At 74.2% G+C, this 24,857-nt stretch carries 23 protein-coding genes; 8 read left to right on the plus strand and 15 right to left on the minus strand.

Annotated features, from left to right (window positions below; translation table 11 throughout):
- Positions 1-505: 505 nt before the first annotated feature.
- Positions 506-1,327 carry an SDR family oxidoreductase gene (locus ACZ6Q9_RS19710; RefSeq protein ID WP_396827261.1) on the minus strand — a complete coding sequence of 274 codons (822 nt, stop codon included), beginning with the start codon at positions 1,325-1,327 and terminating at the stop codon, positions 506-508.
- Positions 1,324-2,298, minus strand: coding sequence for an LLM class F420-dependent oxidoreductase (locus ACZ6Q9_RS19715; RefSeq protein WP_393268298.1), 975 nt, complete (start codon positions 2,296-2,298; stop codon positions 1,324-1,326). Before ACZ6Q9_RS19715 ends, ACZ6Q9_RS19710 begins: the two co-directional genes overlap by 4 nt.
- Positions 2,299-2,446: 148 nt before the next feature.
- Between ACZ6Q9_RS19715 and ACZ6Q9_RS19720 the strand changes: the two genes are divergently transcribed.
- Both ACZ6Q9_RS19720 and ACZ6Q9_RS19725 read left to right on the plus strand, forming a co-directional pair.
- A complete protein-coding gene (locus tag ACZ6Q9_RS19720) occupies positions 2,447-3,661 on the plus strand; it encodes a low temperature requirement protein A (RefSeq protein WP_393268173.1) in 1,215 nt (404 codons plus the stop codon).
- 79 nt (positions 3,662-3,740) lie between these two features.
- The gene (locus ACZ6Q9_RS19725; RefSeq protein WP_396827263.1) at positions 3,741-4,622 is read left to right on the plus strand and encodes a DUF1028 domain-containing protein; all 882 of its coding nucleotides are present in this window, start codon (positions 3,741-3,743) and stop codon (positions 4,620-4,622) included.
- 135 nt (positions 4,623-4,757) lie between these two features.
- On the opposite strand, the gene ACZ6Q9_RS19730 is transcribed toward ACZ6Q9_RS19725, so the two are convergent.
- Entirely contained in the window at positions 4,758-5,426 is a 669-nt protein-coding gene (locus tag ACZ6Q9_RS19730; RefSeq protein ID WP_396827265.1) for a maleylpyruvate isomerase N-terminal domain-containing protein, read from the minus strand.
- Between the two features lie 123 nt (positions 5,427-5,549).
- Between ACZ6Q9_RS19730 and ACZ6Q9_RS19735 the strand changes: the two genes are divergently transcribed.
- The gene (locus tag ACZ6Q9_RS19735) at positions 5,550-6,002 is read left to right on the plus strand and encodes a YbhB/YbcL family Raf kinase inhibitor-like protein (RefSeq protein ID WP_357458858.1); all 453 of its coding nucleotides are present in this window, start codon (positions 5,550-5,552) and stop codon (positions 6,000-6,002) included.
- A 154-nt stretch (positions 6,003-6,156) separates the two neighbouring features.
- Here the strand turns inward: ACZ6Q9_RS19735 and ACZ6Q9_RS19740 are convergent, their stop codons facing one another.
- Positions 6,157-7,044 carry a phosphatase PAP2 family protein gene (locus ACZ6Q9_RS19740; RefSeq protein WP_393458272.1) on the minus strand — a complete coding sequence of 296 codons (888 nt, stop codon included), beginning with the start codon at positions 7,042-7,044 and terminating at the stop codon, positions 6,157-6,159.
- Between the two features lie 86 nt (positions 7,045-7,130).
- Between ACZ6Q9_RS19740 and ACZ6Q9_RS19745 the strand changes: the two genes are divergently transcribed.
- Positions 7,131-7,817, plus strand: a complete 687-nt coding sequence (locus ACZ6Q9_RS19745) for a DUF3159 domain-containing protein (RefSeq protein ID WP_393268161.1) — start codon at positions 7,131-7,133, stop codon at positions 7,815-7,817.
- A gap of 348 nt (positions 7,818-8,165) precedes the next feature.
- Here the strand turns inward: ACZ6Q9_RS19745 and ACZ6Q9_RS19750 are convergent, their stop codons facing one another.
- From ACZ6Q9_RS19750 to ACZ6Q9_RS19770, 5 genes are all read right to left on the minus strand, one after another.
- On the minus strand, positions 8,166-9,104 hold the full coding sequence (locus ACZ6Q9_RS19750; protein ID WP_393268158.1) for a cyclase family protein: 939 nt from the start codon (positions 9,102-9,104) through the stop codon (positions 8,166-8,168).
- A 148-nt stretch (positions 9,105-9,252) separates the two neighbouring features.
- Positions 9,253-9,837, minus strand: a complete 585-nt coding sequence (locus tag ACZ6Q9_RS19755) for a CGNR zinc finger domain-containing protein (protein ID WP_396827565.1) — start codon at positions 9,835-9,837, stop codon at positions 9,253-9,255.
- On the minus strand, positions 9,834-10,256 hold the full coding sequence (locus ACZ6Q9_RS19760) for a roadblock/LC7 domain-containing protein (RefSeq protein ID WP_393268154.1): 423 nt from the start codon (positions 10,254-10,256) through the stop codon (positions 9,834-9,836). Before ACZ6Q9_RS19760 ends, ACZ6Q9_RS19755 begins: the two co-directional genes overlap by 4 nt.
- Positions 10,253-12,739, minus strand: a complete 2,487-nt coding sequence (locus tag ACZ6Q9_RS19765) for a sensor histidine kinase (protein ID WP_396827269.1) — start codon at positions 12,737-12,739, stop codon at positions 10,253-10,255. The genes ACZ6Q9_RS19760 and ACZ6Q9_RS19765 overlap by 4 nt, the downstream gene beginning before the upstream one ends.
- 103 nt (positions 12,740-12,842) lie before the next feature.
- Positions 12,843-14,222, minus strand: a complete 1,380-nt coding sequence (locus ACZ6Q9_RS19770; RefSeq protein WP_393268149.1) for an FGGY family carbohydrate kinase — start codon at positions 14,220-14,222, stop codon at positions 12,843-12,845.
- A 255-nt stretch (positions 14,223-14,477) separates the two neighbouring features.
- On the opposite strand from ACZ6Q9_RS19770, the gene ACZ6Q9_RS19775 reads away from it, so the two are divergent.
- On the plus strand, positions 14,478-16,451 hold the full coding sequence (locus ACZ6Q9_RS19775) for a chorismate-binding protein (protein ID WP_396827271.1): 1,974 nt from the start codon (positions 14,478-14,480) through the stop codon (positions 16,449-16,451).
- Positions 16,452-16,536: 85 nt separating this feature from the next.
- On the opposite strand, the gene wrbA is transcribed toward ACZ6Q9_RS19775, so the two are convergent.
- Complete coding sequence (gene wrbA, locus ACZ6Q9_RS19780; RefSeq protein WP_350711126.1) at positions 16,537-17,154, minus strand: NAD(P)H:quinone oxidoreductase; 618 nt, start codon at positions 17,152-17,154, stop codon at positions 16,537-16,539.
- 109 nt (positions 17,155-17,263) lie between these two features.
- Here wrbA and ACZ6Q9_RS19785 point away from each other — a divergent pair, with 109 nt between their 5' ends.
- Positions 17,264-17,752, plus strand: a complete 489-nt coding sequence (locus ACZ6Q9_RS19785; protein WP_393458251.1) for a GNAT family N-acetyltransferase — start codon at positions 17,264-17,266, stop codon at positions 17,750-17,752.
- A gap of 46 nt (positions 17,753-17,798) precedes the next feature.
- On the opposite strand, the gene ACZ6Q9_RS19790 is transcribed toward ACZ6Q9_RS19785, so the two are convergent.
- The gene (locus ACZ6Q9_RS19790; RefSeq protein ID WP_393458248.1) at positions 17,799-18,185 is read right to left on the minus strand and encodes a DUF4190 domain-containing protein; all 387 of its coding nucleotides are present in this window, start codon (positions 18,183-18,185) and stop codon (positions 17,799-17,801) included.
- A gap of 164 nt (positions 18,186-18,349) precedes the next feature.
- Between ACZ6Q9_RS19790 and ACZ6Q9_RS19795 the strand changes: the two genes are divergently transcribed.
- Together ACZ6Q9_RS19795 and ACZ6Q9_RS19800 are read left to right on the plus strand one after the other, a co-directional pair.
- A complete protein-coding gene (locus ACZ6Q9_RS19795; RefSeq protein ID WP_396827567.1) occupies positions 18,350-19,417 on the plus strand; it encodes a winged helix DNA-binding domain-containing protein in 1,068 nt (355 codons plus the stop codon).
- Positions 19,418-19,567: 150 nt separating this feature from the next.
- A complete protein-coding gene (locus ACZ6Q9_RS19800) occupies positions 19,568-20,302 on the plus strand; it encodes a YsnF/AvaK domain-containing protein (RefSeq protein ID WP_396827273.1) in 735 nt (244 codons plus the stop codon).
- Positions 20,303-20,363: 61 nt separating this feature from the next.
- On the opposite strand, the gene ACZ6Q9_RS19805 is transcribed toward ACZ6Q9_RS19800, so the two are convergent.
- The 4 genes from ACZ6Q9_RS19805 to ACZ6Q9_RS19820 are packed head-to-tail and all read right to left on the minus strand — an operon-like array spanning position 20,364 to position 24,695.
- The gene (locus ACZ6Q9_RS19805) at positions 20,364-21,569 is read right to left on the minus strand and encodes an ABC transporter ATP-binding protein (RefSeq protein WP_393458242.1); all 1,206 of its coding nucleotides are present in this window, start codon (positions 21,567-21,569) and stop codon (positions 20,364-20,366) included.
- A gap of 9 nt (positions 21,570-21,578) precedes the next feature.
- A complete protein-coding gene (locus tag ACZ6Q9_RS19810; protein WP_393268134.1) occupies positions 21,579-22,412 on the minus strand; it encodes a carbohydrate ABC transporter permease in 834 nt (277 codons plus the stop codon).
- Between the two features lies 1 nt (position 22,413).
- Entirely contained in the window at positions 22,414-23,409 is a 996-nt protein-coding gene (locus ACZ6Q9_RS19815; protein WP_393458239.1) for a carbohydrate ABC transporter permease, read from the minus strand.
- Positions 23,406-24,695 carry an ABC transporter substrate-binding protein gene (locus tag ACZ6Q9_RS19820; protein WP_396827276.1) on the minus strand — a complete coding sequence of 430 codons (1,290 nt, stop codon included), beginning with the start codon at positions 24,693-24,695 and terminating at the stop codon, positions 23,406-23,408. The genes ACZ6Q9_RS19815 and ACZ6Q9_RS19820 overlap by 4 nt, the downstream gene beginning before the upstream one ends.
- Between the last annotated feature and the right edge of the window lie 162 nt (positions 24,696-24,857).

Below are 24,857 nucleotides of genomic sequence, written 5' to 3' on the forward strand. Positions count from 1 at the left end.
GGGTCGCGGTCGACGCGGTGGCGGTGCCAACGGTCGGTCAGTCGGTGCGGTGCCTCCCCGGAGATCGGGTCACGCTCACGGACGTGCCGCTCCAGGGTCGGGCCATCGATGAACTCGCTGACCACGTACGGTGGGTCCGCGTCCACCTCCCGGTTGTCGTTCACGTCCCTGCCCGGGTGGACGACGCCCCGGCCGCCCGCACCCAGCCGCCCGAGCAGCTGGTAGGGCCCCGCCGTGCGTGGATCATGCGAACTCGGCGGCGTGGTACCAGGCATCGCTGCCCCTGTCAGCCCGGTCATTGTGGCTCCACCGAAACCCTTATGAGCCGCGCCGATGCGACGGACGACACAGGCATGATGTCACGGCTCCACCAGCACGAAAACCACTCGCGTTTCGGCGTGTCGTTCGACGACTTCGGCGATTTGGTCGACGGTAGAGACCGTGCCGCCACCATAAGGCCCCCACAACCCGCCGCGCCGTCGACAACGCTCATTCGTCACCACAATTAGTCCCGCCATGACTGCCGTCGCGGTACTACCCCCCGCAGGCGGCGGACGAGTTTGCGCAGGCCGGCCTGCCAGCCGTCCGGGTCCTCCGCGCGGCGGAGGGCGTACGCGGCGACCTCCGGGTGCGGCAGGATGAGGAAGCGCTCCTCGGCGAGGCCGGCGATCACCGAGTCGGCGACCTGGTCCGGGCTGAGCACCGCGCCGGAGGCGGCGATGACCCGGGCCCCGAGGTGCCCGGCGGCCAGCCCCTCGGCCAGCATCGGCGTGTCCACGCCCTGCGGGCACAGCGCACTGACCCGCAGGCCCTGGTCCCGATAGGTGACGGAGAGCCACTCGGCGAATCCGACCGCGGCGTGCTTCGTCGTCGTGTACGCCGCGTCGCCGACCGCGGTCAGCACGCCCGCCGCCGAGCACGTGTGCAGCAGGTAGCCGCCGCCCCGGGCCAGCATCGCCGGGAGCACCGCCCGGGCCGCGTAGACGTGGGAGAGCACGTTCACCCGCCACGCGCGGTCCCAGCCGGCGTCGTCGACCTCCACTCCCCCGCTCGTGGTCACGCCCGCGTTCGCGCAGAACAGGTCGATCCTCCCGTACCGCCGCTCGGTGTCGGCGACCAGCGCGCGGACCTGCTCCTCGTCGGTCACGTCGAGGGCGGCGGCGTGGGCGACCGGGCCGACGCCGTCGGCGACCGCGCGGGCCGCGTCGGCGTCGAGGTCGGCCACCACCACGGCGGTGGCGCCCTCGGCGGCGAACCGCCGCGCCAGGGCCGAGCCGATGCCGCCGGCCCCGCCGGTGATCACCACCACCCGGTCGGTGAGGTTCATCGCGGCTCACCCGGAGCCAGGCGCGTGATCAGGTCAGCCAGCGCCGCCGTGCCGCCGGCGGCCACCTCGGGGGTGGGCAGCAGGGCCAGCACCGGCACGTCGATCCCGGCGTCGGCGTAACGGCGGACCTGCTCACGGCAGTGTTCCGGCGAGCCGTGCAGCACCAGCGCGTCGACCACCTCGTCGGGCACGGCCGCGCCGGCGCCGCGCCGGTCCCCGGCGGCCCAGGCCCGCCACATCGGCCCGAGCACTTCCTCCCGGCCCAGCCAGCGGTGGAACTCGGCGTACGCGGGAACGGTCAGGTAGCTGGTGATCAGCCGGCGGCCCAGGGCGCGGGCGTGCGCGGCGTCGGAGGTGGGACAGACGAAGATCCGGGCGACCACCTCGAAGCCCGGACGCCGGTCGCCCACCTCGGCGAGCGCCCGCGCCACGTCACTCGCGGCGAGCCAGTTCAGGATGACGCCGTCGGCCTCCGCGCCGGCCAGTCCCAGCATCCCGGGGCGCAGCGCGGCGAGCAGCAGCGGCGGCGGCACGGCCGGCGGCCGTTCCAGGCGGAACCGGCGCACCGCGAAGGTGTCGTACGCCTCGTCGACGGTCGCGCCGGAGAGCGCCGCGCGCAGGAAACGCAGCACGTCCCGGGTCCGCCGGAACGGCTCGTCGAACGGCACGGCGTTCCAGTTCCGCACGATGACCGGCGAGGACGCGCCGATGCCGAGCGCGAACCGGCCGGGCGCGGCCTCGGCGAGCGCGGCGGCGCTCATCGCCAGCAGGCCGGGCCCCCGGGTGAAGACCGGCGTGATCGCGGTGCCCAGGCGCAGCCGCGGCTGCCAGGCGGCGGCGAGCGCCAGCGGGGTGAACGCGTCCGCCCCGGCGACCTCGGAGGACCACACGTCGGTGAACCCCGCCCGGTCGAGGGCCGCGTAGACCGCGGCGTGGTCGGCGAGCGGGATGCCGTCCAGCGGCACCGTCATGCCCCATCGGGTCGTCATCGGTCGATCGTGCCCGCCGGCGGCCGGCCGGATCAAGATCCCGCCCCGGTTTCCCGGTAGCCGGGCGGTCGGGCGGTCGGCGGTGTTACGACTGCGGAATGGGCGCACGCGACGGCGGGGCGAGCTGACCATGGCCACCCACGAGGCGGGACGCCGGCTGCCCCCGGCCGGCGACGCCGGCCGGGCCACGTTCCTCGAACTCTTCTTCGACCTGGTGTACGTCTTCGCGCTCACCCGCATCTCGGTCCGCTCGTTCGAGGACCTGGCGCTGGAGCCCGGGGGCGCCCGGGGCTGGGGCGCGGTCACCGGCGGCGCCAAGACGCTGCTGCTGATCCTCGCGCTCTGGGCGGTGTGGCAGGGCACCTCCTGGACGACCAGCCGGTACGACCCGCACCACGCCTGGTTGCAGGCTGTCGTCATCACCGCCGCGGTGGCCAGCATGGTGATGGGGGTGGCGATCACCCGGGCGTTCAGGGAGACCGGGCTGATGTTTGCCGTGGCGTACGTGACCGCACAGCTCTCCCGCCCGCTGATCCTGCTGCTCGCCCTGGGCTCGCACCCGTACCGACGGCTGAACCTGCGGATGCTGCTCGTCTACAGCGCGACCGGCACGCTCTGGATCATCGGCGCGTTCGTGCCGACCAATCCGCGGGTGTTGCTGTGGACCACCGCGCTCGCCGCCGAGTACCTGGCCGCCCGGTTCGGCTGGCCGGTGCCGGGGCTGGGCCGCTCGACCGTCTCCCGGTGGGACATCGCCGGTGAGCACCTCGCCGAGCGGTACCAGCAGTTCTTCCTCATCGCGCTCGGCGAGACGATCCTGGTCGCCGGCCTCGCCTACAGCGAGGGCCCGTACGGCGGCGGGCACGCGCTCGCCTTCGCCCTGGCGCTGGTCACTTCGATCGTGCTGTGGCGGATCTACGTGCAGCGGGCCGGGCAGATCCTCGCCGAGGCCGTCGCCCGGGCCCGGCACCCGGCCAGCATCGGCCGGTCCGCGGCCGACACCCACCTGGTCATGGTGGTCGGGCTGACCGCCACCGCGATCGGTTACAAGCTGGTGATCGAACACCCGCTGGACCGCCCCGAGGCGGCCTGGCTGGCGATGGTGCTCGGCGGGCCGGTGCTCTTCCTCGCCGGCCGGGCCCGGTTCGAGTACGAGGTGTTCAGCCGGGTGTCGCCGTCGCGCTGGATCGCCGCCCTCGTGCTGCTGGTCCTGATGCCGGTGCTGCTGCGCACCGTGTCGCTGGTGGCCGCGGCCGTCGCCGCCGCGCTGCTGACCGCGGTCGCGGTCGCCGACGCCCGCCGGGCCCGGGGCGCGCCGCCGGAGGCCGCGGCGCCGCCCTTCTGAGCCATTGCCGGACCCACGTCGGCAGGAGGGTCGCATCCAGCACCGACGATGGCCGCCGGCAGCGCGCTAGTCTCCTGTCGTGACCTTCTCGCTCGTCGCCCGCTCCGACGACGGCCGCCTGCACGGCGTCGTCGTGGCCAGCCGGTTCCTGGCCGCCGGCGCGCTGGTCCCGGCCGCCGAGGCCGAGGTCGGCGCGCTCGCCACCCAGGCGCACGTCAACCTCGCGTACCGGCCGCAGGGGCTGACGCTGCTGCGCACCGGGGTGGCCGCGGCCGACGTGGTCGCCGGCCTGGTTGCCGCCGACCCCGACCGGGACCACCGCCAGCTCGGCGTGGTCGCCGCGGCGGGCGCGGGCGCGACCTGGACGGGCCCGGCCTGCCACCCGTGGGCCGGCGGCCAGGCCGGCGACGGCTGGGCGGTGCAGGGCAACATCCTGGCGGGCCCGCAGGTGGTCGACGCGGTGCGGGACGCCTGGCTGGGCGGGGCGGCGCTGCCGTTCCCCGACCGGCTGCTCGCCGCGCTGCGCGCCGGGGACCAGGCCGGCGGCGACCGGCGCGGCCGGCAGAGCGCCGGGCTGCTGGTGGTCGAGCGCGGCGGCGGGTACGGCGGCACCAGCGACGTCCTGGTCGACCTGCGGGTCGACGACCACCCCGATCCGGTGACCGAGCTGGGCCGGTTGCTCGCGCTGCACACCCTGCTCTTCGGCCGGCCCGATCCGGCCACCCTGCTCGACCTGACCGGGGCGGTGGCGACGGAGGTCGGCGGGCTGCTGGCCGCGCTGGGTCTGCCGGTCGACCCGGACCGACCGGAGGAGGCGCTCTTCGCCTGGGCCGGGATGGAGAACCTGGAGGAGCGGCTGGTGCCCGGCCGCATCGACCCCGTGGTGCTGGACCACCTGCGCAAGGCGGTGCCGCGGGTGCCCGCGCCGCGCGCGGCGGCGGACCCGCTCGCCACCACCTGACCCGCGTCGCCCGGCGACGACCATCCCGGGGAAGGGGGCGGACACCCGCGCGGGGAGACCGCGAGCAGCCCAGCCCCGGCCTCGCCGGTCGCCCGGACGCTGCGGCGGCTCGCGCGGTCGGCGGGAGGAGACCGGTCAGCCGCCGAAGGAGAGCCAGCGGAAGCCGGTGGCGCCCAGGACGGCCCGCTCCCGGGCGGTGAGGTCGGCCCGGCCCGTGGCCCTGCGGATCAGCGTGAGCCGGTCCCAGCCCAGCTCCGCCGGGACGGGTCGCCCGCCGGTGAGCAGGCCGGCGACGACCTCCGCCGCGGTGGGCGTCAGCCACGGCTCCCGGTCCAGCGCCGCCGCCAGGTCCAGGCCGTGCACCCCGACCTCCACCACGCGGGTACGCAGGAACTCGGCCAGCGCCATCGCGTCGCCGTGGCGGGTGCGCACCACCCGACCGGGCGGCTGGGCGTCGACGGCGGCCAGGGCGTCCCGCCAGGCCCGGTCGAAGTCGGCCACCAGGGCGGGGCCGTCGAGTTCCCGGGCCTCCCGCCGGCCGCTGTCGATGCGGGCGGCGTCCACCGGCGGGGTGAACTTGGCGGCGCCGTAGTACGCGGCGGCGTCGACCTCGGCGCGGGGCGGGGCCGGCGCGGCGAGCATGTCGACCAGCCGCCCGGCGCCGGTGCGCACGTGGGCCAGCAGCTCCCGCACGGTCCAGGGGCGGCAGTCGGTGGGGCGGTCCAGATCCGCCTCGTCGACGCCGCGCAGCACCTCGCCGAGCCGCGCGCACTCGTCCCGGAACGCCGCCCGTACCCGCTCCACCGGTCCTCCCCCGTCCGTGTCTGCCGCTCCGACCCTCTCACACCGCCGATCGGCGGCGGCGTGGCCGTTTCGGCGGTCGCCAGGCGGGTACGCGCGGCCGGGCCGAGGAGAGGAGCGCCACCGATGGCCGGGATCATGCTGCGCAGCACCGCGTTCAACGACCACGACATGTTGCCGACCCGCTTCGCCCGCGAGGGAGGCAACGTCTCACCGCCGTTGGAGTGGTCGCAGGTGCCGGAGTCCGCGACCGAGCTGGTCCTTTTCGTCGAGGACCCGGACGCCGGGAAGACCCCGTTCCTGCACTGGCTGGTGACGGGCATCGCGCCGACCGCGGCCGGGGTGCCCGAGGGTGGGGTGCCCCTGGGCGGCCGGGAGTGGCCCAACGACTTCGGCACGACCGGGTGGGGCGGGCCGCACCCGCCGCAGGGCGACGATCCCCACCGGTACTTCTTCCGGCTCTACGCGCTGGACCGGCCGCTGGAGCTGCCCGACACGCCGCACGCCGACGACGTGCACCGCACGCTCGTGCAGCGGGACATCGCGAGCGGGACGATGGTGGGCACCTACTCCCGCTGACGCGGGCGCCACGCCTGCCGGGAGGCGGGTGCCACGCCTGCCGGGAGGCGGCGAGCCGGGGCAACCCGGTGCCGGGAGGCGGCGAGCCGGGGCAACCCGGTGCCGGGAGGCAGCGGGGCCGCTGTCAGCCCTGCCGGGAGGCGGCGGGCCGGGCTCAGCCCTTGACGCGGGGCACCAAACGGTGGACGGCGGCGAGCACCAGCGCCATCACCACGCCCATCGTCCCGGCGATGCCGGCGGCGCTGCCGGCGTACCCGACGAACAGCGGCCGGCGGGCCAGCTCGTCGGGCGGGGTGGCGCGCAGGTCGAGCAGCCAGGCCAGGGCGAGCCCGCAGGCCACCGCCGCCAGCGCGCCGCCCATGCCGAGCACCGTGGCGGCGACCCGGTGCGCGTCGGCCGACTCCACCTGCGCCTGTTCGCGTTGCGTGACCAGCAGCAGCAGCCCGGCCAGCGCCGCCCACACCCCGACCACCAGGAACGCCGCCACCGCGTCGCTGGGCCGGTGCCAGCCGGCGGAGAGGGTGGCGACCCCGGCGACCGCGGCGTAGCCGGCCCCGAGGAAGGCGCCGAGTGCCCGCACCTTTTGCGGCAGCACGAGCACCAGCGCCACCGCGACCGATGCGGCGACGGTGGCGTGCCCGCTGGGCAGGCTGTTGCCGGCGTAGATCCGCTCCGGGTCGATGCCGAAGTCCGGCCGGGCCAGTCCGTACTTGAGCAGCTGGGTGGTGCCGTTTGCGCCGGCGATCAACAGGGTGGCCGTGACGGCGAGCGCGATGCGACCCCGGATCAGCGCGATGAAGCCGATCACCGCGGTCGCCGCCAGCAGCGACACGACCGACATGGCGTTGAGGATCCGGTCCACCGGGCCGTCGATGCGGTCCTGACCGATCCGGTTGCCGGTCAGGGCGACGGTGTCGATCCACTGGCCCGCCTCGATGTGCAGGGCGACCCGCCACACGGCCAGGAAGGCGGCTGCCTGAACGATCGCCAGGACGACCAACCAGACTGCGGTCCAACCCCTCGGCGTCGCTCGCACCCGCACACCGTAGCGGCCAGCCCGCCCCGGTCACCCGCTGGCCCGCCCGCTGGCGACGGATAGGTTGGGGGGCGGACGTGAGGAGGTGGCGGGTGGTCAGCACACCGGAGCGCGGGAAGCCCCCGGCGGACCGGCCGGAGAGCCTCGCCGACCTGCTCGGCGGGCGTCGGGGCGCGGTCGACGCCACCCTTCCGCCGGTGGCGTTCGCGGTCGGTTGGCTGATCGGCGGCCACTCGCTGTGGGCCGGGGTCGGCGCGGCGGTGGTCACCGGCACGGCGCTGGCCGGCTGGCGGTTGCGCCGGGGCGACCGACCGCGCTCGGTGCTGGTCGGGCTGTTGGCGGTCTGCGTGGCCGCGCTGGTCGCGTTGCGCACCGGGCGCGCCGAGGACTTCTTCCTCGTCCAACTGCTCTCCAACGCGGCGAGCGCGCTGGCCTGGGTCGTCAGCATCGCGGTGCGTTGGCCGCTGCTCGGGGTGGTGGTGGGCGTCGCGCTCGGGCAGCGCAGCCGGTGGCGGCGCGATCCGGCGCTGCTGCGCGCGTACGGCCGGGGAAGTTGGGTGTGGGCGGCGACCTACGTGCTGCGGGTGCTCGTGTTCCTGCCGCTGTGGTTCGGCGGCCAGGTGGTCGCGCTGACGGTCGCCCGGGTGGCGCTGACCTGGCCGCTGGTGGCGACCGCGCTGGCGGTGAGCTGGGTGGTGGTGCGCCGGTCGCTGCCGGCGGGTCACCCGGGGCTGCGGCATCCGGTCGTTCCGGCCGTCGTGGTCGCGGCGGAAAGATGAGGGAGAGGCCGCCACGGGGGGAGCGGCCTCTCCGGTGACGTACGTTACTCCGTCGCGGTCCCGTGCGTGATCCCGTGACGGCCTGTTTTTGCGGGCTTTTTCGCGCCCGTTGCGTATCCGGGTGGTGGGGTGGGTCGGTCCGTTCCGCCGCGCCGGTCGGAGGCCGGCCCACCCGGCCTGACCGTGGGAGCCGGGCCGTTCCGCCGACCGGGCGTCGACGCGGCTGGCCCCTCCGGGTCGCAGCGGCCGGGTGTCGAGGGCGTCGGCCTCCCCCGCCCGGTTCGGTGCGCCACCGCGCGCCCCGCGAGCCGGGTCCTTCGTGGCGTCGCGCCCCTCGTGAAGCCGCGGTCAGAATGTGGCGATCGGGTTGACCGGGCTGCCGGACGTACCGGCGAAGCGGACCGGCGCGACTGCGAGGTGGAAGTCCCACTGGCCAAGCTCGGCAGCCGTCGTCGCGCACGCCTCCAGGTCGCAGTTGTCGAGCAGCCACAGACCCATCGCGACGAGGCTCACGGCGTGAACCGGCATCAACACGTCTTCGTACCCCGACGGCTGAACCTCCTGGGGGGTGTCAGCGCCGATCAGCGCGACCTCCCGTTCGTGCAGCCACGGCAGGCAGGACGCGTGCCAACCGGCCTGCGTGAAACCGTTGGCCGCACCGGTCTCGTGTCGGACGCGGCCACAGCCGGTCCGCAGGAGCACCGCATCGCCGGATCGCACCCGCACACCCTGGCGACGCTCGGCCTCCTCGAGATCCTCGGGAAACACACCCTGCCCCGGTTCCAACCACGGCACATCGCGGACCCTCGCGATGTCCAGCAGGACACCACGCGTGATGATCCCGTTCGCCGCCGCCGTGACGGCCGCCCACGCCGATCCCGTCGCGGCGTCGACCAACGAGTGCGACCGACCGTTGTACATCGTGCCGTCCCAGAAGATGTGGCACGGCGAGTCGACATGGGTGAGGGTGTTGCCGTGGAAGGTGATGCCGAGCCGCTCGGACGAAAAGCCCCAGCGCCGGTCGTCCCGGAATCCGGGCAACGGCATGTTCTCGGCACCCGGCATGTCGGCGGCGCACGGGCACGTCGTCGTCGACCGCTCCATGTCTTCCGGTACCGCAACCTCCCATGCGCACGACACGCTCCTGCCGTGGCGCACGGCCCGCGCCGCCGCCAGCCGAACGTCGTCGGTGATGTGGTTCAGGGTCCCCAACTGGTCGTCGTCGCCCCACCGTCCCCAGTTCGACAGGGTGTTGAAGTACCCGAGCACGTCCTCCTGCGTGGGCATCGGTCGCCCTGCCGTCATCCCAGCATCGGCTCCTCCGGTCACGCGGTTCGAGGCACCGCAGGTAGGGTATCCCGCCCTGGCGCGAGAAGCTCACCCGCCCGCGCCGCAGTCCGCGCGATCATCACTGATCAAGTGGAGTGACGGTTGGTCAGTCCGGCTGCTGGCGGGCGGCATAGGCCCGTACCTTGGCCCGGTTGCCGCAACTGGCCATGCTGCACCAGCGACGCCGGCCCCGCCGTTCGAGGAAGAGCCATCCGCAGTCGACGGCCGGGCAGGCGCGTACGTCGGTGCGGGCCGGGGTGCTGAGCAGGTCGGCGGCGGCCCGGGCACCGGCCAGCAGCGGCAGCAGCAGACCGACGTCGTCGGGCAGCGTCCAGTGGGCGAGCCCGTCCTGGTCCGACTCCAGCACCGCCACGGCGGCGGCCCGCTGTGCCTGCTCGGCGACGTGCCGGAAGGCCGCGGTGTCGCAGGGGTCGAGCAGGACATCGTGCAGCGCGGTGCGCAGCAGCCGGGTCGCCACCAGTACGTCGTGTGCGGCGGCCGGGTGGCGGCGACCGTGTTCCCGAAGTCGACCGACGGTGGCCGGGGTGAGTAGCTGGACGTGCCCGGCCCACACCGCCAGGCGGTCGAAGTCGCGAAGCCACTCCCGTTCCGGACCGGGCGGCGCCGCCCAGCCGGCCCAGGTGTTGCAGAGCTCCAGGGCGGGATGCCCGCCGACCGGCGCCGTCGTCAGCGCGGCAGTGCCTGCTGCAGTTCCGCCCGCAGCGCCGGGGTGAGCATCTCCCCCGCCTGCTTGGCCAGCCGCGCCATCTCGTAGCCGACCACGCCGATGTCGGCGTCCGCGCCGGCCAGCGTGGCCAGGATCGACCCGTCGCGCACCTGCATGACCAGGAAGTAGCCGCGTCCCATCTCGACGACCGTCTGCTTGACCACGTCGCCGTCGAACATCTGGGCGGCGCCCGCGGTGATGCTCATCAGCCCCGACGTCACCGCGGCGAGCTTGTCGGCGTTGTCCCGTGGCAGGTGGTCGGAGATCGCGACCAGCAGGCCGTCGGAGGAGACCACGATGGCGTGTGCCACTCCCGGCACCCGCTGTGTGAATCCGCTGACCAGCCAGCTCAGATCGCGGGCCTCCTGGCTCAACGTCGTCATCTGTGTCCCCCTTCGGTGCACGTGCCGCCCGGCGGCATGAAAATCTCGGTGGTGTCCTCGGCTTCGGCCCGCCGGACGCCGCTGTAGAGCCGGGACAGCATGCCGCCGACCGCCTCCGGGTCCGGGTCGTGGCGTGCCGCCGGCTGTTGCGGCCGCGCCGGCTCGGTGACGGCGGAGAGCTGGGCCATCGGCACCCGTACGGGCAGCCCGCGGGCGTTGGTACCGCCGGTCACCGGGACGGTGGGCGGGGTGGGCGAGGTCTCCCGGACCGGGGCCGGCGCCGGGCCCTGGCGGGACCACCAGCCCCCGCCGGCGGGCGACCCGGCCGCCGGGGCGGTCACCTCCTCGGTCCGCACCGGCCGGGTCTGGCGGGGCACGGCGGCCTCCGGACGCCGGCCGGCCACCGGCATCTCGTCGGGCGACGGCGCGCCGGCCCAGGCGACCGCGGAGGTCAGCATCCGCGCCGGGGCGGGCGCGCCCGGCTCCGGCGCCAGCAGGTCACCGGGCAGCCGGATCCGGGCGACGAGGCCGGCGTTCGCGCCGCCGTGCAGCCGCACCTCGACGCCGAGCCGCGCGGCGAGGTGGCTGACCACGAACAGGCCCATCCGCTCGACGGTCGCGACGTCGGCCGCCGGCGGCGTGGCGAGGACGGCGTTGGCCTCGGCCAGGGCGGCCGGGCTCATGCCGAGGCCCTCGTCGGCGATCTCGACGACCGCGCCGGCGCCCTCGGCCCCGGCGGTGACGGCCACGACCGTGTCGGGGCGGGAGAACGAGGTGGCGTTCTCCAGCAGCTCGGCGAGGACGTGGACCAGCTCACCGACGGCGTGGCCGACGACGTGCAGGTCGGCGACCGCCTCGTGGCGCACCCGCTGGTACTGCTCGATCTCGGCGCTGGCCGCCAGCAGCACCGCGCCGAGTCCGACCGGCCGGTTCCACCGGCGGGTCGATTCGGTCCCGGCCAGCACCAGCAGGCTGTCGTCGTTGCGCCGCATGCGGGCGGCCAGGTGGTCGAGCTTGAACAGGTTCTCCAACTGGTCCGGATCGCTCTCCTCGCGTTCCAGGTCGTCCAGCAGCTCCAGCTGGCGCTCGACCAGCACCTGGCTGCGCCGCGCGAGGTTGACGAACATCGCGTTGACGTTGCGCCGCGTGGTGGCCTGCTCCACGGCGACGCTGACCGCGCTGCGGTGCACCGCGACGAACGCCTCGGCCAGCTCGCCGATCTCGTCGAGCGAGCGGACCACCGCCGGCGGGACCTCGATCGTGGGGACGCCGCCGGTCACGGTGCGCAGCCGGTCCAGGGCCTCCGGCAGCTCGAGCTGGGCGATCCGCAGGGCCTGGCCGCGCAGCAGCCGCATGGACCGGGCAATGGACCGGCCGACCAGAACGGAGATGAGCAGGGCCACCAGCAGCACCGCGACGACCACGCCGACGACCAGCAGCGTCGTGCGCAACTGCGCGGCGCTCACCTCGTCGGCCTGTCGTACGGCGTCGTCGAGCACCGACGTCTCGACCCGGCGCAGCAGCTCCTGGCGCTGCTCGCTGGCCGCCCACCACTGTGGAGCGGGCAGCACGGCCGGCTGGGCGTCGCCCGTCGGCAGGCTCTGCTCCTCCAGCCGGGTGGCGGCCAGGAACGCCGGGTCCACGGAGGTCTCGTCGTAGCGGCCGATCTGCGCGGCCGTCGCGGCTACCCGGAACGCGCCCAGCGCGGTGAGCTGCTGGGCCCGCAGGTCGGTCAGGACCACCTGGTCCTCCACGCCGTACCGGCCGGACCGGGCGGCCTCGTAGAGCTGGGCGCGGACCCGGGAGGACAGCTCCTTGACGCGGGCGAGCTGGACGTAGCGCAGCACCGCGTCGCTGAGGGCGGGCTGGTCCTCGTCGGGAGACGGCTCGGCGAGGAGGCTGAGCAGTGCGTCGACGGCGCGGTGGTAGTTGCTGAGGATGGTGTCGCTGCCCAGCACCGCCGGGGCGATCGCGGCCCGGATGTAGACGACCTGCTGGTAGGCCTCCAGCACCTCGGAGTAGGCGACCCGCCAGGACGCGTCGGCGTCGGCCAGCGGCTCGGCCGCCCGGCGCAGCTCCCGCAGGGCCTGGTCGGTGGCGCTCTGCAACGGTTTCAGCGCGACGATGGCCGCGTCCCGGTCGGCGCCCGCGCCGCTGCGCCGCAGCTCGCCCAGCTCACCGGCGGCCCGGTCCCGCTCCTGCTGGAGCTGGTGGACCGCGGCGGTGATCTGCCGGCCGATGCCCACCTGCTCGGCGAAGTCGCCGAGCGCGGTGGTCTGCCCGACCAGGGCGTGGGTCTGCACGCCGGCCAGCACCAGGAACGCCACCGACGGGATGACCAGCACGGTGGCGAGCTTGGTGCGCATCCGCCAGTCCCGCAACCGGAACGGCGAACGGCGCCGGTGCGGGACGACCCGGACGTCGAACCGGCGCCGGCGGTGCTGCGGCACCTCGCCCCGTGCCGGGCCCGGACCTGCGCCCACACCTGCCTCCTACGTCCCTCGCGTCCGCCGCGGCGACCCGGGGAACGGAGTCCCATCCAATCAGGCCCGCGAGCTGTGTCAACGGGCCGGGCTGAGGTGCGACTCAGGAGGGTGAGGCGGGCTCGTCCGTCCGGCCGATGTCGGCGAGCCGGGTCGCGTCGCCGACGCGGCCCAGCGCGACCAGCGCCGCACCGCTCGCCCCGACCTCCGGGTTGCGCCCGTGCCACACGGGCCGGGGCGCGAGCACGGCGGCGAACGCCGAACGCCACCAGCGTGAGGCGGCCACCGCTCCCCCGCCGAGCACCACCTCGACCGGTTTGTCGACAGTGGACTCCAGCACCGTGAGGTCCTCGGCGACCAGGTCGCACAGACCCCGCATCAGCCCGGCCAGGATCTCCACGGCGGTGCTGCTGAAGCTCAGCCCCCGCAGCTCGCCGGAGCCCGCCGGCACCAGGCCGGGCGGCCGGTCGCCGCCGAAGCGGACGTTCACCGGCAGGCGGCCGTCGGGTGGCAGCCGGGCCAGCGCGGCGTCCAGCTCCGCGCCCTCGGGCAGTCGCAGCTCCCGGTTGGCCCAGGCGAACAGGTTGCCGCCGGAGGAGTACGCGGCACCGGTGACCACGTAATCGTGGTCGACCCGGTAGCGCCAGAGCGTCTCCGGCAGCGGGGGCAGTTCCTCGCCCGCCGGGCCGCGCTGCATCAGCCGGACCGCCGCCGAGGTGCCCACGGTCACCGCGACCCGGTCCGGGGCGGCGCAGCCGCTGCCGACGTTCGACGCCGCGCCGTCGCCCACCGGCCCGGCCCACGGCGCGTCGGTGAGCTGGGGCCAGCGCCGCGCGTACGCGGGCCGCAGCCGGCCCCGCCATCGCGCCGGGGCCAGCTCGGGCAGCTCCCCGGCCCGGCTGCCGGCCAGCGCGCAGGCCTCGGCGTCCCAGTCCAGGGTCCGCAGGTCCAACAGCCCCGTGCCGGACGCCTGAGAGATCGACATCGGCGCGGCGTCGAGCAGCTCGCCCAGCACGTACTCGGCCAGGCCGGCGAACCGGGCGATCGGGCCCCCGGTGTGCTCCCGCAGCCAGGGCAGCCGGATCGACCAGTAGCAGCGGTGCCACCACGTGCCCGTGCGCTGGTGGAAATCGGCCGGGTCGGCCGGCCCCGGCGCGCCGGGCAGGGCCGCCGGCCGGGTGTCCAACCAGGTCAGCACCGGCCCGAGGGGCGCGCCGTCGGCGCCCAGGGGGACCACCGAGTGCCACTGCGCGGAGGTCGCCACCAGGGACACGTCCCGCAGATGCCCCGCCGCGGCCAACTCGTCCAGGCACTCGACCAGGCAGGCCAGGTAGCCGGGGCCGTCCAGCGTGCCGGTCCCGTCGTCGTGCACGACGAGGCTCACCCTGCGCCGGGCCAGCGCGCCGGGCCGCGGGCGGGCGTCCGCGTCCAGCACGAGCCCGCGTACCGAGGAGGTGCCCAGGTCGAGCGCGAGAATGTTCATCGCCGTCAAGTTACCCGGTGCGCCGCGGCCCGGCGTCCCAGCGGATGGGCCGTACGCCCGATCGGCTTTCCGGCCCGTGGGCCGCCGCGTAGGGTGGTGCCATGCTCGCGCACCTGTCCTGCTGGTGGCCCGCCGACCCGGCGGCCATCCCCCGCGCGTAGCTTCCCCACGCGGCCGCCCGACGAGGCGGCCGCCGGTCTCTCCCCGGCCCTCCCGGTCGCCCCGCCCGGGTGCCGCCCGGCCCGAGGAGACCCGATGACCCACCTGCCCGAGCTGCTGGCCGCCGTCGCCGCCGGCGCCGACCCCGGCCCCTTCGCGCTCGTCCGACGCGAGGGCGCCGACCACCTGGAGCTGTTCACCGGCACGGTACGCGTGGCGGAGCGGCTCGCCGACATCCCGCTGCCCGACGGGCCGCCCGGCCCCCGCACGCTGGCGCTGGTGCCCTACCGGCAGGTCACCGAGCGGGGCTTCGCCTGCGTCGACGACGGCGTACCGCTGGAGTGCCTGGAGATCGCCCGGCACGAGCGGATCGGCCTGGCCGAGGCCCTCGCCGCGCTGCCCGACGTGCCCGTGCGCACCGCCGGCGCCGGCTTCGACGTCAGCGACGACGCGTACGCGGCCACCGTCGGCCGGGTGCTCGCCGAGGAGATCGGGCGCGGCGAGGGCGCGAACTTCGTCATCCACCGCTGCCTGCGCGCCACCGTCGAGGGGCCGCCGCTGGTCGCCGCGCTCGCCGCGTTGCGCCGGCTGCTGTCCGGCGAGCGCGGGGCGTACTGGACGTTCGTGGTGCACACCGGCACCCGCATCCTGGTGGGCGCCAGCCCGGAGCGGCACGTCAGCGTCGACGACGGGCTGGTCATGATGAACCCGATCAGCGGCACCTTCCGGCACACCGGCGCGGACGCCGACCGGGGCGCGCTGCTGCGCTTCCTCGCCGACCCCAAGGAGGTCGAGGAGCTGTACATGGTGCTGGACGAGGAGCTGAAGATGATGGCCACCGTCGCCGAGCACGGCGGCCAGGTGGTCGGGCCGTACCTCAAGGAGATGTCCCACCTGGCGCACACCGAGTACCTGCTCGCCGGCCGGGGCACGAAGGACGTGCGGGAGGTGCTGCGCGAGACGATGTTCGCGCCCACCGTCACCGGCAGCCCGATGGAGAACGCCTGCCGGGTGATCGCCCGGCACGAGCGCACCGGGCGGCGCTACTACGCGGGGGTGCTGGCGCTGCTCGGGCGCGACGACGCCGGCCGGCAGAGCCTGGACGCGCCGATCCTGATCCGGACCGCCGAGATCTCCCCCGCCGGCGACCTGCGTGTGCCGGTCGGGGCCACCCTGGTCCGGCACTCCACGGCCGAGGGCGAGGTGGCCGAGACGCACGCCAAGGCCGCCGGCGTGCTCGCCGCGCTGGGCCTGGGCCCGCAGGCCCCCGCGGCCGGCGCGCGCCCGGCGGTACGCCTCGCCGACGATCCCGAGGTCCGCGCGGCGCTGGCCGCCCGCAACGCGCCGCTGTCCCGGTTCTGGCTGGACCAGCGCGCCCCGGACGCGCCCGGCCTGCCCGGGTTGGCCGGGCATCGGGTGCTGATCGTCGACGGAGAGGACACGTTCACCGGGATGCTCGCCCACCAGTTGGGCGCGCTGGGCCTGGCGGTGACGCTGCGGCCGTGGCACGCCGCCGGCCCCGTGGACGGCTACGACCTGGTGGTGGTCGGTCCCGGCCCGGGCGACCCGGGCAGCACGACCGAGCCGAAGATGGTCGCGATGCGCGGCCTGCTCGCCGGGTTGCTCGCCGAGGGCCGGCCGACCCTGGCGGTCTGCCTGGGCCACCAGCTGCTGTGCGGCCTGCTCGGGCTGGCGCTGCACCGCCGGGACGCGCCCTACCAGGGGCTCCAGCGGGAGGTGCGGCTCTTCGGCGCGCGGCGCCGGGTCGGCTTCTACTCGACGTTCACGGCCCGGGCGGACGCCGACCGGCTGACCACCCCGTACGGGCCGGTCGAGGTGGCGCGCGACGGCGCCGACGGCGCGGTGCACGCGCTGCGCGGGCGGGGCGTGGCGGGGGTGCAGTTCCACCCGGAGTCGGTGCTCAGCCCGGACGGCCTGGCGGTCCTGGCCGACCTGCTGTCCGGGCTGCTGCCTTCCCCCGCCGGGCGACTGTCGACGGGCGGGGAACGGTCGCCTGCCGGAGACCTGTCCGCCACCGGCGAGCGGTCGGCGACGGCCGAGCGTGCATAGTCGTCCCGATCGGGGGTAGGGCTGGGTGCGACCGGTGGTCCGGGCGGGTCGAGAGCCCCCGCCCGGGCCGCCGGTCGCCGCCGGCTCAGCCGGCCAGACCGGCCTTCAGCGCGACACCGATCTGCACCGCCCGCCTCGTCGTCAGGGCGGTGGCGCCGAGGGCGATGTCGTCCGGCGCGGTCTCGCCGTTGTTGCTGGTGTGCGAGGCGCCGTACGGGTTGCCGGCGACGAACTGGCTCGGGTCGGTGTAGCCGGGGGTGACCACCACTCCACCCCAGTGGTAGAAGACGGTGAACAGCGACAGCAGGGTCGCCTCCTGGCCGCCGTGGGAGGTGGCCGTCGTGCAGAACGCGGAGTAGACCTTGTTCGCCAGGGCGCCCTGCGACCACAGCGGACCGGTGGTGTCGATGAACTGCTTGAGCTGGGCGGCCATCACGCCGTACCGGGTCGGCGTTCCGAAGATCACCACGTCCGCCCAGGAGAGGTCGTCCAACTGGGCCTCCGGGACGTCCTGGGTCTCCATGCGGTGCGCGTGCCAGCCCGAGTTGGAGCGGATCGCCTCGTCCGGCGCCAGCTCGCGCACCTTGCGCAGGCGCACCTCGGCGCCAGCCTCACCGGCGGCCTCGCAAGCCGCCTGCGCCATCTGGTACGTGATGCCGGTCGCGCTGTAGTAGATCACCGCGACCTTGGTCTGGGCAGCCATCAGGTGTTTCCCTCCTCATGTCGGGTCAGCTCCGGCGACTACCCGGTACTTGCGGCGTCAAACGGCGGGGGAGGGATCCGGCCCGCCCGGCGTGCGAGATGCTGGGGGCATGCTGATCAGGGACGCCACCGCCGAGGACTGGCCGCGGATCTGGCCCTTCCTCCGGGAGATCGTGGCCGCCGGCGAGACGTACACCTGGCCCCGCGACGTCGACGAGGAGCGGGCCCGGACGATGTGGCTGGTGCCCCCGCCGGGCCGCACGGTCGTCGCGGTCGACCCGGACGGCGCCGTGCTCGGCTCGGCGAAGCTGGTGCCCAACCAGCTCGGGCCCGGCGACCACGTGGCCAACGCCAGCTTCATGGTCGCCCCGACCGCCGGCGGGCGCGGCCTGGGACGCGCCCTCGGCGAGCACGTGCTGGCGCTCGCCCGCGCCGACGGCTACCGGGCCATGCAGTTCAACGCCGTCGTGGCGACGAACACCCGGGCGGTGGCGCTCTGGCGCTCCCTGGGCTTCGAGGTCGTAGGCCGGGTGCCCGAGGCGTTCCGGCACCCCGACCAGGGGTACGTGGACCTGCTCGTCATGCACCGCCGGCTCTGAGCCCGCGGGCGACCGCCGCGGCTCAGGGGAGGACGCCCCCGGCCGGTCAGTCCAACCGGTCGCGCAGGTCGTCGACCTGTCGCTGTATCCGGTTCACGGCGCTCTCGTTGTTGAGGAAGGTGGTGATCCCGGCGGCGAAGGCCAGCCCGATCAGCACCGCCAGGGCGCTGAGCACCAGGCCGCCGAGCGCCACGCCCCGGCCGGTCACCCCGGGCCGGCGGGCCATCTTGAGCCCGACGATGCCCAGGATCACGCCGATGATGCCGAGCAGCAGGCCGATCCAGGACAGGATCACGGTCAGCACGCTGATCAGCGCGGCCACCCCGAAGACCAACGCGAAGGCCGCGGCGGCGCTGGTCTTGGCCGACGGGCCCGCCCGGCCGGCCCGGGTCCGTGCGCCGGCACCCCGGGCCGGCTCGCTGGACGCAGTCATGTCGCTCCCTCCGGGGCGCGTCACGCGCCCGCCGGCGGCCGGTTTCCCGCTGCGGCGGCCGTCATGCGTCGGATGTCGGGGGCCGGTCCTAAGCTGTGGCCCTGCCCCGACCCGAGGAGCCCGATCCCGTGGACCTGACCGGCCGTGAGGCGCTCGCGCTGCGGATGACCAGCCTGCTGCTGCGCCCGTACCCCACCGCCCACCCGGGCGGGGTCGCCGACGTGGTGGAGTGGTTCGGGGCCATGCAGGCGCAGGATCTGGCGAGCGGCATGTGGTCGCTCGGGGTCCGGCTGCCCGCGCTCAACCACGCCGACGTGCACGCCGCGCTGGAACGCCGGGAGGCGCTGCGCACCTGGCCGATGCGGGGCACCGTGCACCTCGTGCCGCCCCGCGACGTCCGCTGGATGCTGGAGCTGACCGGCGTACGCTCGCTGGCCGCCGCCGCGACGCGCCGCGCGCAGCTCGGGCTGGCCGAGGCCGACGCGGACCGGGCGGTCGACGTGCTCGGCGCCGCGCTGGCCGGCGGCGGCCGGCTCACCCGGGCGCGGTGCCTGGCGGCGCTGGAGGCGGCCGGCATCGGCACCGCCGGGCAGCGCGGCTACCACCTGCTCTGGTACGCGAGCGTGCGGGGCGTCACCTGCCTCGCGCCGAACGTGGGCACCGAGCAGACCTTCGCCCTGCTCGACGAGTGGGCACCCGCGCCGCACCGGCCCGACCGGGACGAGGCGCTGGCGATCCTCGCCCGCCGCTACGTCCGCGGCCACGGGCCGGTCACCGACCGGGAGTTCGCCGGCTGGACGGGCCTGACGCTCACCGACGCCCGCCGGGGCCTCGCCGCGGCCGGCGACGCCCTGGCCCGCGTGCGGGTCGACGGGCAGGAGGCGCTGGTCGACGCGGCCCTGCCGGACGCGCCGCACGTACCGGTCGACGACGACCTGCTGGTGCTGCCCGGCTTCGACGAATACCTGCTGGGCTACAAGGATCGTTCGCTGATGCTCGACGCCGGGCACCGGGATGCGATCGTGCCGGGCGGCAACGGCGTCTTCCAGGCCACGGTCGTGCGCGGTGGTCGGGTCGTGGGCACCTGGAAACGGGCGGTCGGCCGGGACCGGGTGGCCGTGACGGTCCGCCCGCTGACGCCGCTCGGCGCGGCGCAGCGGGCCGGGGTGGAACGCGCCCTCGGCCGCTACGCGGCCTTCCTCGACCGCGCGCTCCACGTCGACTGGGCCTGAGTCGTCCACACCGCCCCCACTGGTCCCGGTGGCCCCGGTGGCCCCGGTGGCCCCGACGTACCCTGCTGCTCCTATTCACCGGGCCACCGACGAATCCGCTCCGGTCGGCCGGGTATCCGTCCGGCGACACGAGAGGGAGGTAGACGATCCATGAAGCTCAGCGCACAGCAGGCCAGTTCGCTGTACGGACAGGACGTCAAGGACCGCTCGGGTTCGAAGATCGGCAGCGTGGGTCAGATCTGGACCGACGCCGCCGGCGAGCCGACCTGGGTCAGCGTGAAGACCGGCATGACGGGCCGGAAGGAGTCGATGGCTCCGCTGGACAAGGCCCGGATCACCGACGGCGGGCTCGCGGTCGACTACGACACGTCCACCGTGAAGAACGCCCCCGCGGTGGACGCCGGCACCGACGAGCCGCTGAACACGGCCCAGATCGAGCAGCTCTACGCCCACTACCACCTGCAGCCGCAGGGCGCGCCGAGCGCCGCCCGGGGGCGGGCGCCGGCGGCGGGCGAGGACCTGATCCGGTCCGAGGAGCGACTGCGGGTCGGCACGGAGAGCCAGCCGGCCGGTACGGCGCGGCTGCGCAAGTACGTCGTCACCGAGGACGTGCACACCACCGTGCCGGTCGAGCACGACGAGGTGTACGTCGAGCGGGAGCCCATCGCCGCCGGCGACGCCCGCGGTGTCCGCGCCGACATCGGCGAGGCCGAGCAGGAGATGACCCTGCGCGCCGAACGGCCGGTGGTCGGCAAGGACACGGTGCCCGTCGAGCGGGTCCACCTCGCCAAGGACGAGGTCGTCGAGCAGCAGCCCGTCGACGACCAGATCCGGCGGGAGCGGGTCGAGGCGGAGATCCCGGAGGCCAGCCGGCGACGCCGCTGACCGCCAACACGACAAGGGGCGGGTGGGTCGGCGCGACCCGCCCGCCCCGCGCGTCGTCGCGTCAGTCGGCGAGCGCGCCGGCCGCCCGGCCCTCGTGCAGGGTCAGGTTGCGCCCGTTCGACGGGTCGAACAGGTGGATCTTCTCCAGGTTGAACCAGACCCGCCGATGCTGCCCCTCCGCCACCGGCGACTCGGCCGACAGCCGGGTCACCAGGCTGGCGCCGCCGCCGCTGAAATCGGCGCCCGCGTCGGCCGCCAACTCCTCCAACTCCGCGGCGCTGGCCCGCTCCCCCTCGACGCTGAAGTAGACGTACTTGTCGGAGCCCATCGACTCGACGATGTCGACCGGTGCCTCGAACTCCATGCCCCGGCGGCGGGTGTCGTCGTCGATCAACGCGGCGTCCTCGAAGTGCTCCGGCCGGATGCCGAGGATCAGCTCGCGCGGCGCGTCGCCGCCGGACAGCTCGCGCCGGATCCGCTCGCCGATCGGCACGTCGCCCAACGCCGTACGCAGCTTGCCGTCCTCGACAACCGCGTGCAGGAAGTTCATCGACGGCGAGCCGATGAACCCGGCGACGAAGAGGTTGCGTGGGTGGTCGTACAGCTCCTGCGGCGGGCCGACCTGCTGCACGGCGCCGCCCCGCATGATCACCACGCGGTCGCCGAGGGTCATCGCCTCGGTCTGGTCGTGGGTGACGTAGACGGTGGTGGTGCCGAGTTGCTTCTGCAGGCGCGACACCACGGTGCGCATCTGCACCCGCAGCTTCGCGTCCAGGTTGGACAGCGGCTCGTCCATCAGGAACGCCTTCGGCTGCCGGACGATCGCCCGGCCCATCGCCACCCGCTGGCGCTGGCCGCCGGAGAGGTTCGCCGGCTTGCGGTCCAGCAACGGCGTCAACTCCAGGACCTTCGCCGCCTCCTCCACCTTCTGGTTGATCGTCTCCTTGTCCAGCTTCGCCAGCCGCAGCGGGAACGCCATGTTCTCCCGCACCGTCATGTTCGGGTAGAGGGCGTACGACTGGAACACCATCGCGATGTCCCGGTCCCGGGGGGCCTTGTCGTTGACCCGCTCGCCGCCGATGCGCAGCTCGCCGGAGCTGATGTCCTCCAGGCCCGCGATCATGTTCAGGGTGGTGGACTTCCCGCAGCCGGACGGGCCGACCAGGATCACGAACTCGCCGTCGGCGATCTCCAGGTCGACGTCCCGTACCGCCGTGGTCCCGTCCGGGAACCTCTTGCTCACCTTGTCGAGCACGATGTCAGCCATGACTACCACCTATCCCTTGACTGCGCCGGAGGTCAGGCCGGAGACGATGCGGCGCTGGAAGAAGAGGACGAACAGGATGATCGGAATGGTGATCACCACGGCGGCGGCGCAGATCGCCCCGGTGGGGTCCTCGAACTGCGACTCGCCGGTGAAGAACGACAGCGCCACCGGCACCGTGCGGGCCCGCTCGGTGGAGGTCAGCGTGATGGCGAAGAGGAAGTCGTTCCAGCAGAAGATGAAGACCAGGATCGCCGTGGTGAACAGCCCCGGCGCGGCCAGCGGGGCGATGACCCGCCGGAACGCCTGGCCCTGCGTCGCGCCGTCCATCTTCGCCGCCTTCTCCAGGTCCCACGGGATCTGCTTGAAGAACGCCGACAGCGTGTAGATCGCCAGCGGCAGGGCAAAGGTGATGTACGGCAGGATCAGCCCCGGCCAGGTGTCGAAGAGGCCGAGCTGCCGCTCGATCTCGAACAGCGGCGACACCAGCGACACCTGCGGGAACATCGCGATCAGCAGCGAGACGCCGACCAGCAGCTTCTTGCCGGGAAAGTCCAGCCGGGAGATCGCGTACGCGGCCATCGCGCCGAGCACCACGGCGATCGCGGTGGCGATCAACGCGATGCCGATCGAGTTGACCAGGGCGCGGACGAACTGGTCGGTGGAGAAGATCGTCCGGTAGTTGTCCAGCGTCCACTCACGCGGAATGAACTTCCCGTCCGTCAGGGTCGCCGGGGTCTTGAACGACAACGACATGATCCAGAGCACCGGCACCAGCGCGAAGACGACCACGATGGCGTCCAGCAGGCCCCAGCGCAGCTTGGCCCGGGTGGTGGTCTCAGCCATCTCAGCGCCTCTCCCCGTCGTCGCTGCCTGGAGCAGCGGTACCGAACAGCTTCACGAAGACGAAGGCGATGATCGCCACGGCGATGAAGATCAACACCGACATCGTCGACCCGATGCCGAGGTTCAGCCCCCGGATCAGGTTGTTGTAGGCGAGCATTGACACCGACGAGGTCTCGTTGCCGCCCGCGGTCAGCACGAAGATGTTGTCGAACACCCGGAACGCGTCCAGGGTGCGGAACAGCAGCGCGACCAGGATCGCCGGCTTCATCACCGGCAGCATCACCTTGGTGAACCGCTGCCAGGCCGTCGCGCCGTCGGTGGAGGCGGCCTTGAGCAGGTCCTCCGGCACCAACGCCAGGCCGGCCATCAGCAGCAGCGCCATGAACGGCGTCGTCTTCCAGATCTCGGCCAGCATGATGATCGCCAGGGAACTGGCCCGCTCGGTCAGCGGCGCGCCCTCGCTGAACAGGTTCGCCAGGTAGCCGGTGCCGGGCGTCCACGCGTACCGCCAGGAGAACGCCGCGACCACCGTGACGATGCCGTACGGGATCAGCGCCGCGGTGCGGACGATGCCCCGGCCGACCAGCGTGCGGTGCATGATCAGCGCCAGCCCCATGCCGAGCACCAGCTCGACCGCGACGGTGACCACGGTGATCAGCGCGGTCACCCCGAACGCCGTCCACCAGAACTCGTTGGTCAGCACCGTGACGTAGTTCTCCAGCCCGATGAACTCGCGCTCGTCGGGGAAGCGCAGGTCGAAGCGCTGAAGCGACAGCCAGACCGAGTAGAGGATCGGATACGCGGTCACCAGCACCATGACCAGCGCGGCGGGGGCGCAGAGCAGCCAGCCCAGGCGGCGCTCGGCCCTCCTGTTCTCGCTCAGCGGGGCCTTCCGGCCGCGACCGCCCCGCTGGGCCGGCACCGCGGCGTGCCGCCCGGCGGGGCGCTCGGCCTGCGCCGTGGCGTCGGCGCCGGCGGGCGTGGCGTTGACGCTCACGGCAGGACCCCCTTCGAGTCGAGGGCGTCGGCGATGGCGTCGCGCAGCTCGTCGGCGGTCTGCTGTGGCCTGATCGCCGACGGCGGCGACAGGATCGCCGACATGACGGTGGAGATGCTCTGGTACGCCGGGGTCAGCGGCCGGACCGCCGGGTCCCTGAGCTCCTCGAGGATGGTCTCCTTCATCGGGTACGCCTCGGCCATCTCCGGGTCGTCGTAGACCTTCTCGATGGTCGGCGGCACGCCGTCGTTGATCGCGGAGAACTTCTGGTTCTTCTCGTTGCGGATGCACCGGGCCGCCTCGAAGGACTCCTCGGGGTGCTTCGAGTACGCGCTGACCGCCATGTTGACCCCGCCGATGGTGACCTTGCTCGGGGTGTTCTCGTCGATGCCCGGGATCCGCGCCCAGCCGACCTGCTTGGCCAGCTCCGGATTGGCCTCCTGCATCGCCGGGTAGACGAACGGCCAGTTCACCTGGAACGCGCCGCTGCCGGACTGGAACTCCAGCCGGACGGGGTCCTCGGTGGCGTTGCTGAACGACGGCGACGTCACGCCCGACGCGGCGAAGCGCTGGAGCTGCTCCAGCGCCCGGACGGTGCCGGTGTCCATCACGGCCTGCTCGCCGTCGTCGCTGAGGATCTTGCCGCCGGCGCTCTCGGCGAGGGTGTTGTAGAGGACGACGAGACCCTCGTACTGCGCGCCCATCGTGAGCACCTGGTACGGCTTGCCCTGCTGTTTCAGCTCCTGGGCGGTGGAGATCATCTGGTCCCAGGTCCTCGGCGGCTCGGGGACGAGGTCCTTGCGATACCAGAGCAGCTGCACGTTGGTGTTCTTCGGCGCGCCGTAGAGCCTGTCCTGGTAGCGGGCCGTCTCGAGGGGGCCGGCGAGGGTGCCCTGCTCCACCTCGGCCTTGTCCTGGCCGGTCCACTCCAGGATCCAGTCGGCGCTGGCGAACTCCTGGGTCCAGGTGACGTCGAGGCCGAGCACGTCCATGCCGCTGTCCTGCGCGGCCAGCCGGCGGACCAACTGCACCCGCTGGTCGTCCGCCTGCCGCGGCAGCACCCGATAGGCGATCTTGTAGCGCCCCTGGGCCTGCGCGTTGCAGTCGTCGACGACCTTCTGCAGGTTCTGCTCCGGCGGGTAGTACAGGTTGATCGTGGGCGTGCCGCCGTCCCCGCCGGAGCCGCAGGCTGCCGCCATCGGCGCCACCAGCGTCAACGCCGCGGCCGCGGCCACCGCGCGCACGCGGGGCCGTCCCCGGCGTCGGGCCTTGTCAGGGTCGCTCATCACCCCTCCCCTCGTGTCGGCCAAAGCCGGGGTGATGCTCCGTGCCCCGGCGCACGGCGGAACGATCAGGGCGTTGACCTGCGGATCCGCCGCCCCGGCGTTTCGTGGCCCCAACACTGCCCGACCTGCGAAGTCGCGAAACCTGACGCTGGTGAGACGGCC

It is taken from the genome of Micromonospora sp. NPDC049139 (assembly GCF_055586845.1).

Coding starts and splice junctions, on each gene's coding strand:
- ACZ6Q9_RS19715 (WP_393268298.1), bottom strand. CDS start 2,298: ATGACGGTGCCGCTGGACGGCATCCCGCTCGCCGACCACGCCGCGGTC.
- wrbA (WP_350711126.1), bottom strand. CDS start 17,154: ATGGCTGCCCAGACCAAGGTCGCGGTGATCTACTACAGCGCGACCGGC.
- ACZ6Q9_RS19770 (WP_393268149.1), bottom strand. CDS start 14,222: ATGAACATTCTCGCGCTCGACCTGGGCACCTCCTCGGTACGCGGGCTC.
- ACZ6Q9_RS19710 (WP_396827261.1), bottom strand. CDS start 1,327: ATGAACCTCACCGACCGGGTGGTGGTGATCACCGGCGGGGCCGGCGGC.
- ACZ6Q9_RS19750 (WP_393268158.1), bottom strand. CDS start 9,104: ATGCCCACGCAGGAGGACGTGCTCGGGTACTTCAACACCCTGTCGAAC.
- ACZ6Q9_RS19720 (WP_393268173.1), top strand. CDS start 2,447: ATGGCCACCCACGAGGCGGGACGCCGGCTGCCCCCGGCCGGCGACGCC.
- ACZ6Q9_RS19775 (WP_396827271.1), top strand. CDS start 14,478: ATGACCCACCTGCCCGAGCTGCTGGCCGCCGTCGCCGCCGGCGCCGAC.
- ACZ6Q9_RS19735 (WP_357458858.1), top strand. CDS start 5,550: ATGGCCGGGATCATGCTGCGCAGCACCGCGTTCAACGACCACGACATG.
- ACZ6Q9_RS19820 (WP_396827276.1), bottom strand. CDS start 24,695: ATGAGCGACCCTGACAAGGCCCGACGCCGGGGACGGCCCCGCGTGCGC.
- ACZ6Q9_RS19810 (WP_393268134.1), bottom strand. CDS start 22,412: ATGGCTGAGACCACCACCCGGGCCAAGCTGCGCTGGGGCCTGCTGGAC.
- ACZ6Q9_RS19805 (WP_393458242.1), bottom strand. CDS start 21,569: ATGGCTGACATCGTGCTCGACAAGGTGAGCAAGAGGTTCCCGGACGGG.
- ACZ6Q9_RS19760 (WP_393268154.1), bottom strand. CDS start 10,256: ATGACGACGTTGAGCCAGGAGGCCCGCGATCTGAGCTGGCTGGTCAGC.
- ACZ6Q9_RS19790 (WP_393458248.1), bottom strand. CDS start 18,185: ATGACTGCGTCCAGCGAGCCGGCCCGGGGTGCCGGCGCACGGACCCGG.
- ACZ6Q9_RS19795 (WP_396827567.1), top strand. CDS start 18,350: ATGACCAGCCTGCTGCTGCGCCCGTACCCCACCGCCCACCCGGGCGGG.
- ACZ6Q9_RS19800 (WP_396827273.1), top strand. CDS start 19,568: ATGAAGCTCAGCGCACAGCAGGCCAGTTCGCTGTACGGACAGGACGTC.
- ACZ6Q9_RS19785 (WP_393458251.1), top strand. CDS start 17,264: ATGCTGATCAGGGACGCCACCGCCGAGGACTGGCCGCGGATCTGGCCC.